16 protein-coding genes are annotated in these 18512 nt (G+C 69.1%); 10 read left to right on the forward strand and 6 right to left on the reverse strand.

What is annotated here, in order from left to right:
- The first annotated feature begins 95 nt into the window (after window positions 1-95).
- Genes AB0O65_RS10445 through AB0O65_RS10465 form a run of 5 tightly spaced genes read left to right on the forward strand, consistent with a single transcriptional unit; the run spans window position 96 to window position 8244 of the window.
- The gene (locus AB0O65_RS10445; RefSeq protein ID WP_071641761.1) at window positions 96-1544 is read left to right on the forward strand and encodes a DUF3375 domain-containing protein; all 1449 of its coding nucleotides are present in this window, start codon (window positions 96-98) and stop codon (window positions 1542-1544) included.
- On the forward strand, window positions 1541-2239 hold the full coding sequence (locus AB0O65_RS10450) for a DUF4194 domain-containing protein (RefSeq protein WP_256221020.1): 699 nt from the start codon (window positions 1541-1543) through the stop codon (window positions 2237-2239). Before AB0O65_RS10445 ends, AB0O65_RS10450 begins: the two co-directional genes overlap by 4 nt.
- Window positions 2226-5549, forward strand: a complete 3324-nt coding sequence (locus tag AB0O65_RS10455; protein WP_071641759.1) for an SbcC/MukB-like Walker B domain-containing protein — start codon at window positions 2226-2228, stop codon at window positions 5547-5549. The genes AB0O65_RS10450 and AB0O65_RS10455 overlap by 14 nt, the downstream gene beginning before the upstream one ends.
- Window positions 5549-6697, forward strand: coding sequence for a Wadjet anti-phage system protein JetD domain-containing protein (locus tag AB0O65_RS10460; protein ID WP_071641757.1), 1149 nt, complete (start codon window positions 5549-5551; stop codon window positions 6695-6697). The genes AB0O65_RS10455 and AB0O65_RS10460 overlap by 1 nt, the downstream gene beginning before the upstream one ends.
- Before the next feature lie 35 nt (window positions 6698-6732).
- Window positions 6733-8244, forward strand: coding sequence for an HNH endonuclease signature motif containing protein (locus tag AB0O65_RS10465; protein ID WP_363384832.1), 1512 nt, complete (start codon window positions 6733-6735; stop codon window positions 8242-8244).
- A 59-nt stretch (window positions 8245-8303) separates the two neighbouring features.
- Here AB0O65_RS10465 and AB0O65_RS10470 read toward each other — a convergent pair whose 3' ends face one another.
- From AB0O65_RS10470 to AB0O65_RS10480, 3 genes are read right to left on the reverse strand one after another with little or no spacing between them, the layout of a single operon-like run.
- Window positions 8304-8543: a helix-turn-helix transcriptional regulator gene (locus AB0O65_RS10470; RefSeq protein ID WP_313479807.1), complete on the reverse strand. Its 240-nt coding sequence runs from the start codon at window positions 8541-8543 to the stop codon at window positions 8304-8306.
- Window positions 8540-9292: a hypothetical protein gene (locus AB0O65_RS10475; protein WP_363384835.1), complete on the reverse strand. Its 753-nt coding sequence runs from the start codon at window positions 9290-9292 to the stop codon at window positions 8540-8542. Before AB0O65_RS10475 ends, AB0O65_RS10470 begins: the two co-directional genes overlap by 4 nt.
- Window positions 9292-9915: a DUF2975 domain-containing protein gene (locus AB0O65_RS10480; RefSeq protein ID WP_313479811.1), complete on the reverse strand. Its 624-nt coding sequence runs from the start codon at window positions 9913-9915 to the stop codon at window positions 9292-9294. Before AB0O65_RS10480 ends, AB0O65_RS10475 begins: the two co-directional genes overlap by 1 nt.
- A gap of 216 nt (window positions 9916-10131) precedes the next feature.
- Between AB0O65_RS10480 and AB0O65_RS10485 the strand changes: the two genes are divergently transcribed.
- Window positions 10132-12651 carry an ATP-dependent Clp protease ATP-binding subunit gene (locus tag AB0O65_RS10485; protein WP_071641747.1) on the forward strand — a complete coding sequence of 840 codons (2520 nt, stop codon included), beginning with the start codon at window positions 10132-10134 and terminating at the stop codon, window positions 12649-12651.
- Between the two features lie 70 nt (window positions 12652-12721).
- Here AB0O65_RS10485 and AB0O65_RS10490 read toward each other — a convergent pair whose 3' ends face one another.
- Both AB0O65_RS10490 and AB0O65_RS10495 read right to left on the reverse strand, forming a co-directional pair.
- On the reverse strand, window positions 12722-13522 hold the full coding sequence (locus tag AB0O65_RS10490; protein ID WP_363384839.1) for an SDR family oxidoreductase: 801 nt from the start codon (window positions 13520-13522) through the stop codon (window positions 12722-12724).
- The gene (locus AB0O65_RS10495) at window positions 13519-14043 is read right to left on the reverse strand and encodes a MarR family transcriptional regulator (RefSeq protein WP_363384842.1); all 525 of its coding nucleotides are present in this window, start codon (window positions 14041-14043) and stop codon (window positions 13519-13521) included. The genes AB0O65_RS10490 and AB0O65_RS10495 overlap by 4 nt, the downstream gene beginning before the upstream one ends.
- Before the next feature lie 101 nt (window positions 14044-14144).
- On the opposite strand from AB0O65_RS10495, the gene AB0O65_RS10500 reads away from it, so the two are divergent.
- The 3 genes from AB0O65_RS10500 to AB0O65_RS10510 all read left to right on the forward strand — a co-directional run bounded on the left by AB0O65_RS10500 (window position 14145) and on the right by AB0O65_RS10510 (window position 15939).
- A complete protein-coding gene (locus AB0O65_RS10500; protein ID WP_363384845.1) occupies window positions 14145-14648 on the forward strand; it encodes an amino-acid N-acetyltransferase in 504 nt (167 codons plus the stop codon).
- Window positions 14649-14657: 9 nt separating this feature from the next.
- Complete coding sequence (locus AB0O65_RS10505; protein ID WP_363384848.1) at window positions 14658-15293, forward strand: hypothetical protein; 636 nt, start codon at window positions 14658-14660, stop codon at window positions 15291-15293.
- Window positions 15294-15528: 235 nt separating this feature from the next.
- The gene (locus tag AB0O65_RS10510) at window positions 15529-15939 is read left to right on the forward strand and encodes a dehydrogenase (RefSeq protein WP_071641737.1); all 411 of its coding nucleotides are present in this window, start codon (window positions 15529-15531) and stop codon (window positions 15937-15939) included.
- A gap of 6 nt (window positions 15940-15945) precedes the next feature.
- Here the strand turns inward: AB0O65_RS10510 and radA are convergent, their stop codons facing one another.
- Window positions 15946-17313 carry a DNA repair protein RadA gene (gene radA / locus AB0O65_RS10515; protein ID WP_071641735.1) on the reverse strand — a complete coding sequence of 456 codons (1368 nt, stop codon included), beginning with the start codon at window positions 17311-17313 and terminating at the stop codon, window positions 15946-15948.
- Window positions 17314-17428: 115 nt separating this feature from the next.
- On the opposite strand from radA, the gene AB0O65_RS10520 reads away from it, so the two are divergent.
- A complete protein-coding gene (locus AB0O65_RS10520; RefSeq protein WP_363384853.1) occupies window positions 17429-18499 on the forward strand; it encodes a cytochrome P450 in 1071 nt (356 codons plus the stop codon).
- The last annotated feature ends 13 nt before the right edge of the window (window positions 18500-18512 follow it).

Consider the following 18512-nt stretch of genomic DNA (forward strand, 5'->3'; position numbering starts at 1 on the left):
CATTACCCAGTATCAGACGGTGGCCCAGCAGGACCGCGTCGGCCACTGTCGGTAGCATCCCTCAAGATGGGCGAGATCCCATCTGAGGAGACCCCATGACCGCACTGGCACAGGCGCACGCGCTGACGCGACTGCTCGACGAGCACGTCGCGTGGCGCATGCTGCGCGCCGACAATGCGCCGGTGATGGTCTCGGTACTCGCTGCCCACCTCGGCGGCGAAGAGCGCCGCATCGAGAGCGAAGACCTCTACGAACGCATCGACGCCGACCTCGACGAACTGCGCGCACACGGCTTCGACCTGCCCGGCACCGCGAAGGCGTACTGCGCCGACTGGCGCACCGCCGGCTACCTCGTGCGGCGACCCGCCGAGACAAGCCGAGGCGAGACCTTCGAGCTGTCGCCGGCCGCGCTGACGGCGAGCCGGTTTCTCGCACAGCTCGCGCAGCCGCGGCAGGCGGCGACCGAATCGCGGCTGGCCAGCATCGCATCCCAGCTGCACCGCCTGGCCGTCGATTCCGACCCCGACGCGCGCACCCGCATCGCACGGCTCGAAGAGCAGCGCGCGCAGATCGACGCAGAGATCGACGCGATCAACCGCGGCGAGTCACCACCGGTCGACCACGAGCGCGCCGTCGAGCGCGTGCGTGACATCCTCGCCATGGCAGAAGACATCCCCAGCGATTTTGCACGGGTCCGCGCAGAATTCGAGCAGCTCAATCGCGACCTGCGCGCGCGGGTGCTGGAATCGGATGCCGCCCAGCGCACCGTGCTCGACGACATCTTCCGCGGCGTGAACATGATCGACGAATCCGACGCGGGGCGCAGCTTCACCGGATTCGCCGGACTCGTGCTCGACCCCGAGCGCGGCCAGGAGTTCGAGGACGACATCCGGCGCGTGCTCGAGCGCGACTTCGCCGGCGCGCTGAGCGCCGCCGAACGCCGCTTTCTGCGCCAGCTGCTGCGCACGCTGAAAGAGCGCAGCGGCGAGATACACGACGTCATCACGACGTTTGCGAGGGGACTGCGCCGCTACGTGCAGTCGCAAGAGTACGAGCGCGATCGCGTGCTGCGCCGAGAGCTGCGCGGCGCGCTCGCCGCGGGCCACGCCGCAAGCATCCGGATCAAGCCGTACAAGGCGACCGAGATCAGCCTGTCGCTCTCTGCCGTGCCGATGCGCAGCGCCGGCGCGCTTCGGTTGCACGACCCCGCCGCATACGACGCACCTGAGGCAGTCATCACCCATGAGGCAGCTCCGGTCAGCATCGAAGAGCTGCGCGCACTCGCGCGCGAGACTGAGATCGACTTCGACGAGCTCACCGGCAACGTGAACCAGATGTTGAAAGACGTCGACGCGGTCACGGTCGGCGGGGTGTTCGAGCGCTTCCCGGCGACGCAGGGGGTCGCGAGTGTCGTCGGACTGCTGGCCATCGGCGCCGCGCAAGGGGTGGCGAGCGGCCCGGAACGCGTCACCTGGGTCGGCGCGGATGCCGTGACCAGGGCCGCGCGGATACCCAGCTATCGCTTCACGGGGAGGGTTCTGTGACCGAGACGGATGCAACGACAGCGGCCCACGAGATGGCCGCCAGCGCCAGGTGGCCTGGCGACACCGGCACGCTCAGCATCGACGCCCGACGTGCGCTGTTGAAGCTGATCCAGGGGCCGTACCTCTCAGCCGCCCGCGCGCCGGGCCCGTGGTCGGCGCTGCTCGCCGACGAAGCGAGCATCCGATCTCGGCTGCACGACCTCTTCCTCGATCTGGTGCTCGACCGCGACGCCGGCTTCGCCTTCGTGCGCAACGCCGACACCGGCGAACAGGACGCCCCCGTCGCCGTGAGATCCGAGCAGCTCACCTTCATCGACACCGCGATGCTGCTGGTGCTGCGGCAGATGCTGCTCAGCGGCGAGCACGACGGGCGCGTCATCGTCGGAAGAGACGACGTCTTCGAGCAACTCGTGCCCTTCCGCACCGAAGACCGCGACGAGACGGACTTCGCCAAGAGACTGAACGCCTCGTGGCTGAAGATGCGCAACAAGCTGCGGGTCGTCCACGCGCTCACCGACGAGCGCGTCGAGATCTCGCCCGTGCTGCGGATGCTGGTCGATGCCGATCAGGTGCGCATCATCGCCGCCGAGTACGCGCGGATTCGCTCGGGCGAACGCGACAGCAGCGGCGTGGTCGCCGAACTGGAGATCGCGACGCCCGATGACGACGAGGGGGCCGAAGATGACGTTGCTTGAGATGCATCCAGAAGCCGCCGCGGAAGACGACCTGCGCCCGGGGCAATGGCGCCTCGCGCGACTCGAAGTGGTCAACTGGGGCACCTTCGACGGAGCCCACCGCATCGACGTCTCCCGCAAGGGGCACCTGATCACCGGGGCATCCGGGTCCGGCAAATCGTCGCTGCTGGATGCGATCGCCGCCGTGCTGACACCGGAACGGTGGCTGCGCTTCAACGCAGCCGCGCAGGACGCCTCGTCACGTGCCGATGACCGCGGCCTCGTCAGCTACGTGCGCGGGGCGTGGAGCAAAGAGGCCGACGAGCTCGAAGACCGGGCCGTCAGCACCTACCTTCGCCCGCGAGCGACCTGGAGCGCGATTCTGCTGCGCTTCGAGAACCAGAACGATGCGCCGGTGAGCCTCGTTCGGCTCTTCCACCTGCCCGGCACGCAGACGGCGCGCGCCGACCTCAAAGACGCATTCCTGCTGCTGCGCACGGAAGTCGCGCTGACCGAGCTCGCGCCGTTCGTCGCGAAGGGGATCGAAGCGCGTCGTCTCAAGGCCGCGTTCCCCGACGCGTTCGTCTCGACGGGCAGTCACGGCGGCTTCTTCACCCGGATGCGGCGGGTGTTCGGCATCAGCGGCGACAACGCCCTGCACCTGCTGCACAAGACGCAGTCGGCCAAGAACCTGGGCAACCTCGACACTCTGTTTCGTGCGTTCATGCTCGATCGGCCCGGCACCTTCGATCAGGCGCGCAACGCCACCGAGCAGTTCCGCGAACTCAATGCGGCGCACGAGCATGTGGTCGAGTTGCGTCGTCAGGCCGAGCATCTCGAACGCCTCGAAGAGGCGACGGCCGAGTACGAACGCCAGTCGCGAGAAGTAGCCGAGCTGCAGCATCTCATCGAGATGCAGGAGCCGTTTCAGGATCGCCTCCATCTGAGGCTCGCGCAGGGCGAGCGTGAAGATCAGGTGGCGGAACTCGCCCGCGCGCGAGACAGAGCGACCGCTGCCGACGCGGTGCGACAACAGGCCGAGCGTGCGCTCAGCGAGGCGCGGATGCACGAGGCGAAACTCGGCGGAGCGGATGCCGGGCTCTTGCGGCGCGGCATCGACGACGCCCGGCGCGAGGGCGAGCGCATCCGCGCGCACGTCGAGCGCTTCGCATCCGAGCTGCGTTCTGCGGGAATAGGACACGCGCCGTCGGATGCCGCAGAGTTCGCCGCTCTGCAGGAATCGGCGCGCGCACATCTCGACCGCACCCAGGACGACGAGGGCAGTCACGCCGCCCACGAGCGGTACGCCGATGCGCGCCGCCACCTGAACGAGCTCGATGCCGAGCTCGAGTCGCTGAAGCACAGCCGCAGCAACCTCGAACCGCGGCTGCGCGCCGTGCGGGAGTGGCTGGTCGGCGAGCTCGGGGTCAGCGAGAAGAGCCTGCCGTTCGGCGGCGAACTGATCGACGTGGCTCCCGAGTACGCCGAATGGACCGGCGCGATCGAGCGCGTGCTTCGTCCGCTCGCCTCGGCCCTGCTGGTGCGTGACGCTGATCTGGTTCGCGTGAGGCGTCTCATCGAGGAGCGCTCGCTCGGAACGCGTCTCGTGATCGAGGCGGTGCCCGCGGATGCCGGCGCTCCGCGCCCGGTGCAGGCGCGCGACTCGCTGCTGCACCGCATTGCGGTCACCGAGGGCCCGTTCGCGAGCTGGATGCACTCTCGGTTGTCGGAGTCGTACGACATCTCGTGCGTCGCGGGGCCGGATGACCTCGATGACGTGGAGCGGGGCGTCACCCGGGGCGGGCAGATCAAGACCTCGGCACGCCGGTACGAGAAGAACGATCGTGTGTCGATCGACGACCGGAGCCACTGGATTCTCGGATCCGACAATCAGGCCAAGATCGACCACCTTCTCGAGCGTCGTGCGGTCGCGCAGCGCGAAACCGATCTCGCGAGAGCGGAGCTTGACGAGCACCTCGCGGCGACCGAGGCCGCTCTGGCCAGACGCCTGGTGCTGAAACGCGTGCTCGAGCGCACCTGGACCGAGTTCGACGCTGCATCCGCCGACGCCACGCTCGCAGACAGAGAGGCGGAGCTCGCTCGCCTCACCGCTCGAAGCAGCGAGCTCGACGACGCATCGAAGGCGGTGGCGGATGCCGAGCAGCAGCAGAAGCGCGCAAGCGCCGAAGCCGACACGGCGAAGGCGGCCCAGGCGCTCGCGGCCGAAGCGCTGCGGCAATCCGACGCGCTGATCGCTCGTCTGACCGGCCACATCCAGGGGGTGACGCTGGAGGATGCCGATGCAGCACTGCTCGAGAAGAGGTACCGCACCGTGCAGCGGCGGATCGACACCTCCAACATCGGCGAGATCGGGCTGAAGGTCGCGAACGCGCTGCATGTGGCAGCGAAGGAGGCGGACTCGGCGCGGGCCCGCTCGATGATGGCGTTCGCGCGACTGGCATCCGAGTTCCGGGGCGCATGGCCTGCAACCGCGCCCGACCTCACGTCGGACGTCGACGATCGCAGCGGATATCGGGCTCTGCTCGACGGCATCCGCACCCGCGGCCTTCCGGAGTATGAAGAGAAGTTCCGGCGACTGCTGCGCGAGAAGTCGCGAGACCTGATCGGGCATCTGCTCAGCGAGATCCGCGACGCGCCCAAGCAGATCGAGGAGCGCATCGATCCGGTGAACGCGTCTCTGGGGCGGTCGCTGTTCGACGCCGACCGCTTCCTGCGGATCCGGGTGAAGACGAGGAGATCGCCGGACGCGACGGAGTTCATGGCCGATCTGAAGGGCATCGTCGACGGGTCATGGGATCAGAACGACCTGCGAGCCGAGCAGCGGTTCGCGGCGCTGAAACGCATCATGGATCGCCTCGAATCAGCTGAGAACGGCGACCGCGCCGATCACGCCTGGCGTCAGCGCTGCCTCGACACGCGCGAACACGTGACGTTCCAGGCGCAAGAGGTCGACCGCGCGGGCCGCGTGCTGAGCGTGCATGATTCGAGCGCCGGACTCTCGGGCGGGCAGAGGCAGAAGCTCGTGATCTTCTGCTTGGCGGCAGCCCTGCGCTACCAGTTGACCGACGACGAACAGGACGTTCCCGCGTACGGCACGATCGTGCTCGATGAGGCGTTCGACAAAGCCGACAGCCAGTACACCCGGATGGCGATGGACGTGTTCCGCGAGTTCGGGTTCCACATGATCCTCGCCACACCGCAGAAGCTGCTCCAGACGATCGAGAGCTACGTCGGAGCCGTCACGTCGGTGTCGAACCCGACCCGCAAGCAATCGCTGCTGTCGAACGTGCCGTTCGAGCAGGTCGAGTGATGCCGGTCACCGTGACGGAGGCTCGTGCACGCGCAGCGCGAGCCGTCGAGAAGGGGCGTCGGGAATGGGCGGCGCGGGGTGGTGCGGCGGTCGCGCTCGATATTCCGTTGAAACCGCCTACCGAGCGGGAGGTGCTGGCCGACCCGCGCGCGGCGAGCGAGTGGGCGGCGTCGTGGCGGAGTGTTCAGGGTGCTGATCTGCAGATCGGCTGGGCGACCAAGAACTGGCCCAGCGCGGGCAGGCAAGAACTGCCCGAACGACTGTCTCTGCATACGACTGACGCCCTCGCGCGATTCGCCGGCGCTGTCGTGTACCGCGATTGGGCGCGGATCCGCGACCGCGCGGGGGAACTCCGCGAGCGTTTCGGTGACGGCGAAGAGATCGTGGGGGCGATCCAGCGTCGGGGTGGAGCGATAGACAGGCAGACGGACCTCGACTTCACGCTGCTTCTCGAGGTGCTGACGTGGCTGCGCCGGCATCCGTCTTCCGGGTATCGACTGCGCCAGGTGCCCATCCCCGGCATGCACACCAAGTGGCTGGGCACGCACCGCGCACTGGTCGAGGCGATGTACTCCGCCATCACCGGAGAACAGGATCTCGGCCTCGTGCCATCGCCGGAGACGCTGCGGATCCGCTTTCTCGACCCCGACGATCGGCCCGGCGGATTGAGCGACGTCACCGCGCCGATCCACGAACTCGCGGCCCTGCCGATCAATCCCGCCATCGTCATCGTCTGCGAGAACCTCGAGTCGGTGCTTGCGCTGCCCGACTGGTCCGTCGCAGTCGCCGTGCACGGTGGGGGATACGCCGTGCCGATTCACCGCCTGCCGTGGGCGCTTTCGTCGAGGGTGCTCTATTGGGGGGATCTGGATGCCGATGGCTTCGCCATCCTGCACCGGCTGCGATCGAACGGCGTCGACGCGCTCAGCGTGCTTATGGACGAAGCGACGCTCCTCGCCCACCGAGAGCTGTGGGTGCCCGACCCGAACGGCGCCGCCGTGCGTGTGCTGCCGGCGCTCACCCCGTCTGAGCAGGCGACGCTCGACCGCATCCGTTCGGAGGGCGGGGTGCGTCTCGAGCAGGAGCGCCTGCCTTGGCCGATGGCACTCGAGGCGCTGCGGGTCGCGGCCGAGTTTTCGACAGTGTAATCTTCGAATGTCGGTGGCCTCTGTCACTATGAAGTATGGCAACTTTCACCGAGGTCGCGGCGCTCGTCCCGACCCTGCGCGAGCGGGGCGACGCGTGCGCGTCGCTCACGCAGGCGCAGCACGCGGTGACCGCCATGACGGATGCCGAGGTCGTCGCCGTCCTGCGTGAAGCGAACGAAGCGCTGCAGCACGCCGAGCAGTTGCGACTGATCGCAGTCGGCGTCATCGCGACCCGCTCGCACCGCGACGCCGGCCACTCCGGAGCCGCACAGAAGGAGGGGCATCGCAACGCCGCTTCGCTCGTGCAGAAGATCACTGGATCGAGCAAGGCCGACGCCTCCCGACAGGTTCGCGTCGGTGAGGCGATGCTCGGCGGCGAAGCGGATTTCCCGAAGCTGGATCCGCAGCATCCGGATGCCCCCGACGAGACCGCTGACGGTCCGGATGCCACCTGGCGACCGATCGATTGGCGCGAGCCGCTGCGCGCTGCGCGCCGCGACGGCCGCATCAGCACAACCGAGTTCGACGTCATCGAACGCGGACTCGCCGAGCCACCCGCGGCCGACGGGATCGTCGACGAGCAGCAGCGACGAGACGCCGACGATGCCATCCGAGCCGCGTGGGCGCAGGCAGCCGAACAGCTGGTCGCCGAAGCGCCAGAGCGCACGGCCGAAGAGCTCGGCGCTGCGGCCCGCGCGATCCGCGACCTGCTCGACCCTGAAGGCGCCGAGCAGCGATTCCTCGACCGGCACGAGAAGCGCTCGTACCGGGAGTGGATCGACCAGTACGGCGTGCGCCGCGCGAGCATCGCCTACGACGACCATGGCGCGGCGCTCGTCAGCACGCTCATCCACGCGGCCCTTCGACCACGTCGAGGCGGTCCGCGCTTCGTCGACTCCGACGAGCAGAGCAAGGCGAAGGCGCTCGTCGACGATCCGCGCACCAACGAACAGCTGCAGTACGACCTCATCATCGACCTCCTCCGGGCGGGCGCGCTCGCCGATGCGAAGAACGTGTTCGGCACCCGACAGGCCGGGGTGCGGCTCGTGCAGGTGATCGACCAGGACGGCACGCGCGTCGGCTACGCGGAAGACGGACTCGACGTACTCCCCGCCGCCGCCATCGATCAGCACATCTGCGACTCCGGAATCGTGCCCGTCCGCGTCGACGCATGCGGCAATCCGCTCGACGTCGGCCGAGAACAGCGCCTCTTCACACCCACGCAGCGCATCGCCCTCGCCATGCGCGACGGAGGCTGCCGGTGGACGGGATGCGACCGCCCCGCCTCGTACTGCGAATCGCACCACATCGACGAATGGCATCGCGACGGCGGGCGCACCGACATCGACCGCGGGATCCTGCTCTGCCGCTTCCACCACATGGAACTCCACCACGGGGGATGGCGCATCACGCGCGACGGTAAGGACGACTTCCAGCTTCACGACCCCGGGGGAGAAGTGCGCGCTTTGCGCGCGAGAGCATTCCTCTCCTACGCGTGGGGTGCGCTCGGGCCACCGTCGTTGCGCTTCCGGCCGGCCATCGCCTGACCCGCGGAGCTCGAGGACTGGTTCCGGCCGGTGCGCCAGCGCCCCCGCAGCGCGCCGAGTCAGTCGCGATGCGCCAGCACGAGCAGGTCACCCACCTCGCACTCGAGCGCGTCGCACACCGCACGCAGCGTCGAATACCTGATCGCCCGCGCCCGATCGTTCTTCAGCACCGACAGGTTCACGATGCTCACGCCCACCCGAGCGCTCAACTCGGTCAGCGTCATCCCGCGCTCGGCGAGCAGCTCATCCAGACGACAGTGGATGCCCGTGACCTCGTCATCCGCCTCCGCCGGCGTCATACCAGCCCCTCCGTATCCCGCTGCAGCCGCGTCCCGTTGCGCAGGATCACCGCAAGAGCGGCGAACGCCAGCCCGGCCGCGATCGGCCAGAACGGAAGGGTGACGCTGAACATCGGGTCGGGCCACCAGGCATCCAGCACGTCGTCGATACCGGCGACCTCTTCGAAGCCGCCACCGGAGTACGCGAGGAGCTCGGTCGACGCCATGCTTCCCGCGATGTCCGACAGCACCTGCGCCCCGATGCCGCCGAGGCAGACCACGACCGCCGTCACCATGGACATCCGCGACAGCACCGGCGCGAAGGCGCGCCCGCGCAGCAGCTGATAGCACGACATGGCGACCAGGGCCCCGACGGCGCCCGGCACCAGCCACCACAGCGTCTGGCCTATCGCCCAGCACAGCCGCGCGCCCAGGCTCAGCCCCTCGATCATCACGTCGGCAGTGGTGAAGCCACCGCCGGCGCGCGTCGCGCTCGTTCCCTCGACGAACGCGCCGTCCGGCAGCATCGGCCAGTAGTCCGCCGTTGGGACGGTGATCTGCACAGCGGCCTGAGCGAGCGTCGCCACAGCCGTCACGAGCGCTCCGATCATCGCGCCGCCCGCCCACAGAAGCGCGACCCAGAAGGTCACGCGAATGACCGCGGGCTCCCCGTCGTGCGAAGCGCCCGCGCTGCTCCGGACGAAGAAGACGACCGCGATCCCCAACCCGACGACGAGCGCGGCAGCCAGCACCCACAGCAGGACGCCCATCAGACCAGGCCCTCCGTCTCGCGCTGCAGCCGGTCGCCGACCACGAACACCGAACCGACCACCGCCAGAGCGAAAGCGGCCAGCACGAAGGTGAACGGCTCCACCGTGATCACAGCGGTGTCGAACGGGCCGTCGATCGCGTGCGCCATCGCCGCGTTCGCGAGCATGTTGTCGAAGAAGTGCGACGCGGCGGCACCGACCAGGCCGACTATGCCGCCGACCGCCACGAGCCGGGTGTTCGCCTTGCCGAACACGCGCCCGCGGAGGATGTTGCGGCTCAGCGCGATCAGACACGCCACCACGACGACGATCGTGACACCGAACGCGATCTGCCCCAGTACCCCCGCGACCACGCCTATCGCGTCGAGACCCTCGACGCTGATGACCGCTCGATCGAGCTCGACCGGGAGGGTCGTGCCGCCGACCTTCGCATCGGCCCTCGTGTCGACGAACTCCACCAGAACCTGGAGCGGGCCGCCGCCGACCAATTCGGCGATGCGGGCGGCGACGTTCCACACCGTCCACAGCGCGATAGCCACCCCCGCGATGACGAACAGCGCGAGGCTGACCGTGTCGCCCCTGCTCAGCGCGCGCTCCGCCCGAGCGCCGTCGGTGGTCCTCATATCTGCCTCCGCATATCGATATTCGTTGTTATCGTCTTTCGTTAACTTAATGACAGTCGATAAGCGTGTCAACAGGCGAGAGGCATCCCGATCCCTTCCGGGCGGCAGGGGAGCGTATGCCGACGGCGAACACGGGCACTCCTCGCCGCCACGGTCGTTACTCTCGATGTACACGGCGCCACCGCCGCTTCGCCCCGCGCGAAAAGGAGTCACAGCATGTTCGAGAGATTCACCGACCGAGCCCGCCGGGTCGTCGTCCTCGCCCAAGAAGAGGCGAAGATGCTCAACCACAACTACATCGGCACCGAGCACATCCTCCTCGGCCTCATCCACGAGGGTGAGGGCGTCGCCGCCAAAGCGCTCGAGAGCCTCGGCATCTCTCTCGACGCCGTGCGCGAGCAGGTGCAGGACATCATCGGCCAGGGTCAGCAGCAGCCGACCGGCCACATCCCCTTCACGCCGCGCGCGAAGAAGGTGCTCGAGCTGAGCCTGCGCGAAGCGCTGCAGCTCGGCCACAACTACATCGGCACCGAGCACATCCTGCTCGGCCTCATCCGCGAGGGCGAGGGCGTCGCCGCTCAGGTGCTCGTCAAGCTCGGCGCCGACCTCAACAAGGTGCGCCAGCAGGTCATCCAGCTGCTCTCCGGTGCCCCCGGTCGCGAGACCGCGTCGGTCGGAGCCACCACCAACGAGAGCCAGCAGGCGGCCCAGGGCGGCTCGCAAGTGCTCGACCAGTTCGGCCGCAACCTCACCCAGGCTGCGCGCGACGGCAAGCTCGACCCGGTGATCGGCCGCGAGAAGGAGGCCGAGCGGGTCATGCAGATCCTCTCGCGCCGCTCGAAGAACAACCCCGTCCTCATCGGCGAGCCCGGCGTCGGCAAGACCGCCGTCGTCGAGGGCCTCGCCCAGGCGATCGTCAAGGGCAACGTTCCCGAGACGCTCAAGGACAAGCAGCTCTACTCGCTCGACCTCGGCTCGCTCATCGCCGGCTCCCGCTACCGCGGAGACTTCGAAGAGCGCCTGAAGAAGGTCACGAAGGAGATCCGCACCCGCGGTGACATCATCGTCTTCATCGACGAGATCCACACTCTCGTCGGCGCGGGCGCTGCCGAGGGCGCGATCGACGCCGCATCCATCCTCAAGCCGCTGCTCGCCCGCGGCGAGCTGCAGACCATCGGCGCCACCACCCTCGACGAGTACCGCAAGTACTTCGAGAAGGATGCCGCGCTCGAGCGTCGTTTCCAGCCCGTCCAGGTGAACGAGCCGACGCTGCCGCACGCGATCAACATCCTCAAGGGGCTGCGCGACCGCTACGAGGCGCACCACAAGGTGCAGATCACCGACGGCGCCATCGTCGCCGCGGCGAACCTCGCCGACCGCTACGTGTCCGACCGCTTCCTGCCCGACAAGGCGATCGATCTGATCGATGAGGCGGGCGCGCGCCTGCGCCTCAGCATCCTCTCCTCGCCGCCCGAGCTCCGCGAGTTCGACGAGAAGATCGCCAAGGTCCGCCAGGACAAGGAGGCGGCATCCGAGGAGCAGGACTTCGAGAAGGCCGCATCGCTGCGCGACCAGGAGAAGGAGCTGCTCGGCGAGCGGCTGCGTCTCGAGAAGCAGTGGCGCTCCGGTGACGTCGCGACCCAGGCGGTCGTCGACGAGGGCCTGATCGCCGAGGTGCTCGCCCAGGCCACCGGCATCCCGGTGTTCAAGCTCACCGAAGAGGAGTCGAGCCGACTCGTCTTCATGGAGAAGGCGCTGCACCAGCGCGTCATCGGCCAGGAAGAGGCGATCGCCGCGCTCAGCCGCACGATCCGCCGCCAGCGCGCCGGCCTCAAGGACCCGAAGCGCCCCAGCGGCTCGTTCATCTTCGCCGGCCCGACCGGTGTGGGAAAGACCGAGCTCGCCAAGGCCCTCGCCGAGTTCCTGTTCGACGACGAGGCCGCGCTGATCTCCCTCGACATGAGCGAGTTCGGTGAGAAGCACACCGTGTCGCGTCTGTTCGGAGCCCCTCCCGGATTCGTCGGATTCGAAGAGGGCGGCCAGCTCACCGAGAAGGTGCGCCGCAAGCCGTTCTCGGTCGTGCTGTTCGACGAGATCGAGAAGGCGCACCCCGACATCTTCAACTCGCTGCTGCAGATCCTCGAAGAGGGTCGTCTGACCGACGGTCAGGGACGCATCGTCGACTTCAAGAACACCGTGATCATCATGACGACGAACCTCGGCTCGTCGGCGATCGCCGGTGGCCCGGTCGGCTTCCAGATCGAGGGCAACTCGCAGACGACGTACGAGCGGATGAAGGGCAAGGTCGACGAAGAGCTCAAGCGCCACTTCAAGCCCGAGTTCCTCAACCGTCTCGACGACATCATCGTCTTCCCGCAGCTGAACAAGGACGAACTGCGCCAGATCGTGGGTCTGTTCACCAAGCAGCTCGGCGACCGCCTGCTCGACCGCGACATGACCGTCGAGCTGTCGGATGCCGCGAAGGACAAGCTCATCGACATCGGGTTCGACCCCGCCCTGGGTGCGCGTCCGCTGCGTCGTGCCATGCAGCGCGAGATCGAGGACCAGCTCTCCGAGCGCATCCTGCACGGTCAGCTGAACACCGGCGACCACGTGAAGGTCGACGTCGTCGACGGCAAGTTCGCCTTCGAGCACGCGCCGCGCGGCGAGAAGGTGTCGGTCGGCATCAACACCGGGGGCGGCATCTCGACCACCCCCGAGATCGCGGCCGGCTGACCCGACCGGTCAGACAGCGAAGAAGAGGCCGGATGCCATGGCATTCGGCCTCTTCGGCGTCTTCAGTGGATCAGCGCGGGTCGTTCCACGACCAGATGTCGTCGCCGCGCAGCGTGGCATCCGCCCCGCCGTCGTCGTAGATCACCTGACCGGCCAGGTGCGTGTTCTCGACCCCGGTCAGCCAGATCAGCAGGTTCGCGATCGACTCGGGCGGCTGGTGGCTGTTCAGCGGCATCGGCACCGCCGCGTCGACCATCGCGCGCCCCTCCTCGGTGGCGAGCAGCTGCTCGGTCATCGGGGTGAGCACGGTGCCGGGGGCGACCGCGTTGAGCGGGATGCCGGCGCCCGCCCACTCCGGCGAGATGGAGCGGCGACGCACCCAGCGCGAGAGCGCGCGCTTCGACGCCGGGTACACCTGGTACGCCTCGCGCGGACCCTGCGCGCTCAGCTGCTCGGCGATCGTGAGCGTCGCCGCCTCGTCGCCCGACAGCGCCGCCTCGACCAGCTCGGGCGGGCTCTGCTGCAGCGAGGCCATCGACGAGACCACGGCCGCGCGCGGAGCCGACGAGCGCACCAGCGCGGGACGCAGGGCTTCGAGCAGCTCGACGACGCCGAAGTAGTTCACCGAGAGCGTCTTCGCGATGGGGGCCGAGATGCCGGCGCAGGCGATCACGGCATCCACCGTGCCGCCGGCGAGCTCGATCGCGGCGGCGGCCGCCGACTGACGACCCTCCGCCGTGCTGAGGTCGGCCTCGACGTCGGCGTCGCGCAGATCGATGCCGATCACCCGGGCGCCGCGCTCGCGCAGCAGCCGCGCGGTGGTCTCGCCGATGCCGGATGCCGATCCGGTGACGACATAGGTGCGGTTCATGACTGATCCTCCTCAGATCTGCGCTCCGGGTGGGGGCGCGGCGTGTCCCCGGCGGAGTCGCCGGGGAAGTCGGTGACGCCCAGCCGGGCGACGAGTTCGGCGACCTGGGCGGCCAAGGCGGCGGCGTCGTCGCGTGACGTGTCGCGCAGTGCGTGACGCATCATCCGGATGCCCTGCGCGAGCAGCCGCCGGTGGGCGGCGGCGCCTTCGGCGGAGAGGCCGACGATGGTCGCCCGACCGTCGACGGGATCGGATTCGCGACGGATCATCCCCGCCCGCTCGAGCCGCGACAGCTGCTTGCTGACGGTGGGCCGGCTGATGTGCATCGCCTCCGCGAGATCGCCGGCGCGCAGCGGCCCGTGCAGCCCCAGCACGTACAGCGCCGACACGTCCGCGGCGTCGACGGTGACACCGGCGCTCTGCGCGACGGCGCGCTGCACGTTCGGCGACGACCATCGTGCGACGAGAAGAGTGAGCGCCTGCAGCAGCACGTTCTCGGGGGCTGGGGCGTCGGCGGGCATGCTCTCACTCTACATGTAGTTGCCTCAGGCAATCAGATGAGGATGCCGACTCCCAGCGGTCATGCGGATTCGCTGCGGGTCGGTCGATCTAGGGTGGAGCCGTGACAGACTTCCTCGTCCGCCCCGCCCGCAGCACAGACGTCATCGGCATCCACGCGCTGCTGGAGCCGCTCGTCGACCAGCGCATCCTGCTCGGCAAGGATCTCGCCGTGCTCTACGGCGCCGTTCAGGAGTTCGTCATCGCCGAGGCCGACGGCCAGCTGATCGGCTGCGGCGCCCTGCACGTGATGTGGGAGGACCTCGGCGAGGTGCGCACCCTGCTCGTGCGCGACGACTACCTGCGCCACGGCGTCGGCCGCGCGATCGTCACCGACCTCGAGCATCGCGCGCGACAGCTCGGGCTGACCCGGCTGTTCTGTCTCACCTTCGAGACCGAGTTCTTCTCGCGCCGCGGCTTCGAGCCGATCGGCGAGCAGGTGGTCGGCGCCGACGTGTACTCGCAGCTGCTGCGCAGCGGGGATGCGGGCGTGGAGGAGTTCCTGGATCTCGCTCACGTCAAGCCGAACACGCTCGGCAACACGAGGATGATCAAGCACCTGAATTAGCCTGGAGTCATGCCCCGCCAGTCCGTCGCCGTCTACCGTCGCCGCCGACTCGCGGTGCTGGTGCTTCTCGTTCTCGTGCTCGCCACCGTCGGCGGTGGGGTGTGGCTGGCGATCGCACAGCCGTGGTCGGCCGCCGCGCCCGCCGACCCGACGCTCGACCCTGAGGCCACGACCACCCCGACCCCCGAGAGCTCCAGCGCGACGCCGTCGCCGGAGCCCACCGAGACCCCGGGCATCGCGGCGTGCACCGCGGAAGACGTGGTCGTGACCGCCGTCACCGATGCCGACACCTATCCGGCCGAGGCGCTGCCGCAGCTGTCGATCTCGCTGACGAACCGCGGCGCAGCCGACTGCACGCTGAACGTGGGCTCGAGCACGCAGACGTTCACGGTCAGCAGCGGAGACGATGTGTGGTGGCGCTCGACCGACTGCCAGTCGGAATCGAGCGACATGATCGTGACCCTCGAAGCCGGCTCATCGGTCACCAGCGCGACGCCGGTCGTCTGGGATCGCACGCGCTCATCGACCGAGACCTGTGCAGAGCAGAATCGTCCTCGCGCACCGGGAGGCGGAGCCTCGTATCATGTCGCCGTGTCGATCGGCGGTTTCAGCAGCGAGACGCCCAAGCAGATCATGCTGCGCTGAGCGAAACGCCACTGCGGACTCGAACTCTTTCTCGATCTGTGGCTGACACGAACGATATTTTGGGATACCATGGAGGTCAGGTTCTCAGTTCTGTCGCAGCAAGCCATCCCCAGTGGTGTCGAGACCAGCGTCCCCAGCGCTTCGACAATCGCCGCGACCGAGAACCGGAGGGCCCTCTCGAGTTCCCCAGTCCCCAATGGAGGACTCGAGAGGGCCCCACTCTTAGGCTGGTGTCATGGCGAAGAAGAAGTCAGGCAGCAAGCGCCCCGCACCCGAGGACTTCCGCTCTGAGGCTCTGGCCCAGGCCCTCGAGAAGCAGGACATGGCGGCTGTCGCCCTCGCGCTCCGCAACGGCAACACGGTCGTCCCGCTGATCAAGCCCGGGGCCCGTGACAATCCGCTCGACAGCGGCGAGGTGTGGACGTACCGCGACGCGAACACCGGCGACGTCGCGCTGCTGCTGTTCAGCGATGCCAAGCACAAGCCCGCCAACCTGCCACCCGGGGTCGGCATCTACTCGCCGACGTGGCTGAGGTCGTTCCTGAACACGCACCGCGACACCATCACCACGGTGTTCCTCGACATCGCCGGCCCGCACCCGATGCAGGCGCCGCCCGCGGAGCTGCTCAAGGCGCTCGACGCCTGACCCCCGTCAGAACGGCGGGATCGACGCCTCCGGCCGTCGATCGGTGGCGCGGGCGCGGATGTCGGTCAGCGCGGAGCGCAGCGTCTTCGATCGGTCATCGACGACCTGCTGGTAGCCGAGTCGCGCGGCCTCCCCACGCCGCTGGGGTGCCTGCGTCACGGGGCGGATCTCGCCGGCCAGCGACAGCTCGCCCACCGCCGCGACGGTGCGCGGCACCGACCACTGCCGGATCGACCCCGCCACGGCGACGGCGATGGCCAGGTCGGCTGCCGGCTCGGTGAAGCGCACCCCGCCCACGGTCGACACGTACACGTCGAGCTTCGAGGTCGGGATGCCGGCACGCCGCTCGAGGATCGCCAGCACCATCGCCACCCGCGACGCGTCGAGACCGTGCACCACGCGGCGCGGGTTCGGGGCGTTCGACTCGATGGTCAGCGCCTGCACCTCGACCGGCAGAGCGCGTCGCCCCTCCAGCGCGATCGCCACGCACGTGCCGGGCTCTGCCGCACCCTGCGAGAGGAACAGCCCGCTCGGATCCGGCACCTCGGAGATGCCCGCACCGGTCATCTCGAAGCATCCGACCTCGTCGGTCGGCCCGAAGCGGTTCTTCAGCGCGCGGATGAAGCGCAGCGCCGTCTGCCGGTCGCCCTCGAAGTGGCACACCACGTCGACCAGGTGCTCGAGCACCCGAGGGCCGGCGACCTGCCCGTCTTTGGTCACGTGCCCGACGATGATCACCGGCAGGCCGCGGTCTTTCGCGACCCTGATCAGCGTCGCGGCGACCTCGCGCACCTGGCTCGGCTGACCGGCGGCTCCGTCGATGAGACCGGATGCCACGGTCTGCACCGAGTCGACGATCACCAGATCCGGCTTCACGTCGTCGATGTGACCGAGGATGGTGGCCAGATCGGTCTCGCTGGCGAGATAGAGCTCGTCGTGCAGCGCGTTCGTGCGCTCGGCGCGCAGCCGCACCTGGGCCGGTGACTCCTCGGCGCTGGCGTAGAGCACGCGGCGGCCGGTGCGGGCGGTGGATGCCGCGACCTCGAGCAGCAGCGTGGACTTGCCGACACCCGGCTCGCCGCTCAGAAGGATCGCCGCGCCGGGCACGATGCCGCCGCCCAGCACGCGGTCGAACTCGCCGACCCCGCTGCTGCGCCGTGGCGCGTCGGCGGTCGTGATCTGCGTGATCGGCCGAGCGGCGCGGCTCGCGGACGGCGCGACGGCCTCGGTCTGCCGTGCCAGCCCCGTCTTCGCGCCCTGCTCCTGCACCGTGCCCCACTGCTGGCACTCGCCGCACCGGCCGACCCACTTCGCCGTCGTCCAGCCGCATTCCGAGCACACGAAAGCGGGAGGGGCGGGTCTGCGGGTGGCCATGCAGCAAGGCTATCCCCGGCATCCGACACGATGGCATCCGAGACCGCGAACCCGGTTTCTCACGGTCGTGCTCTCCGCCCCCGCCGTTAGCCTGAAGGCGGCCGAAGGAGACACGATGACCGAACCCGTCCGACTGACAAGGCACGCCGATGTGATCGCGGCTGCGCGGGATCCCGAGCGATTCTCGAGCCGCACCTCCCACCACCTGCACGTGCCGAACGGCATGGACGGCGCCGAGCATCGCGCGTTCCGCGACGTCGTGGAGCGGCAGATGACTCCCGAGCTCGTCGCCTCCCTCGAGCAGATGCTGCAGACGACGGCCCGAGAGGTCGTCGCCGCGCTGCCGAGGAACGAGCCGATCGACGCGGTCGCAGACCTCGGCGAGGTGTTCGCGGTGCGCGCGCAGTGCCGCTGGCTGGGCTGGCCCGACTCCCTCGAGAGCGAGCTGCGCGAGTGGATGGCCGAGAACTACGCCGCTGCGCGCGCGGGCGACAGCTCACGCAACGCCGCCGTGGCCGCGTGGTTCGACGAGATCGTGACCCGACAGGTCACCGCGCATCGCGAGGCGACGACGCCCGGCGGCGCCGCCGACGACGCCACCCATCGACTGCTCGCCGAGCGCGTGCACGGGCGGCCGCTCTCCGACGACGAGATCGTCTCGATCCTGCGCAACTGGACGGCGGGCGACCTCGGCTCCCTGGCTCGCTGCGTGGGGGTGGTGGTGCACCGGCTGGCCGAGCGTCCGCGCTGGCAGCAGCGCGTGCGGACCCTGGCTCAGCAGGCACCGCACGCCACCGCCGAGCTCGACGCGATCCTCGGCGAGTGCCTGCGCCTCGACGACCCGTTCGTGGCGAACAAGCGGGTCACCACCTGCCCGGTGACGACGCCGTCGGGCGTGACGCTCGACGCCGACTCGCCCGTGCTGCTGGATTGGACGGCGGCGAACCGCGACGCTGACGTGTTCTCGCCCGGCTTCGACCCCGAGGCGCACGCCGAGCACAACCTCGTCTTCGGCGCCGGTCCGCACGTCTGCCCCGGTCGCGACCTCTCGTACGCCGAGCTGCGCGCGATCACCGTCGCCCTGCTGGCGGGCACCGACGGCGTCGACTTCGCGCATGACCGGACGCCCACCCGGCATCTGCCGCCGCTGGCGGGGTGGGCGACGCTTCCCGTCATCCTGCGCTGAGCCGGTCACCCGC

Source organism: Microbacterium sp. NPDC077391 (assembly GCF_040686955.1).
Classification (GTDB): domain Bacteria; phylum Actinomycetota; class Actinomycetes; order Actinomycetales; family Microbacteriaceae; genus Microbacterium; species Microbacterium commune.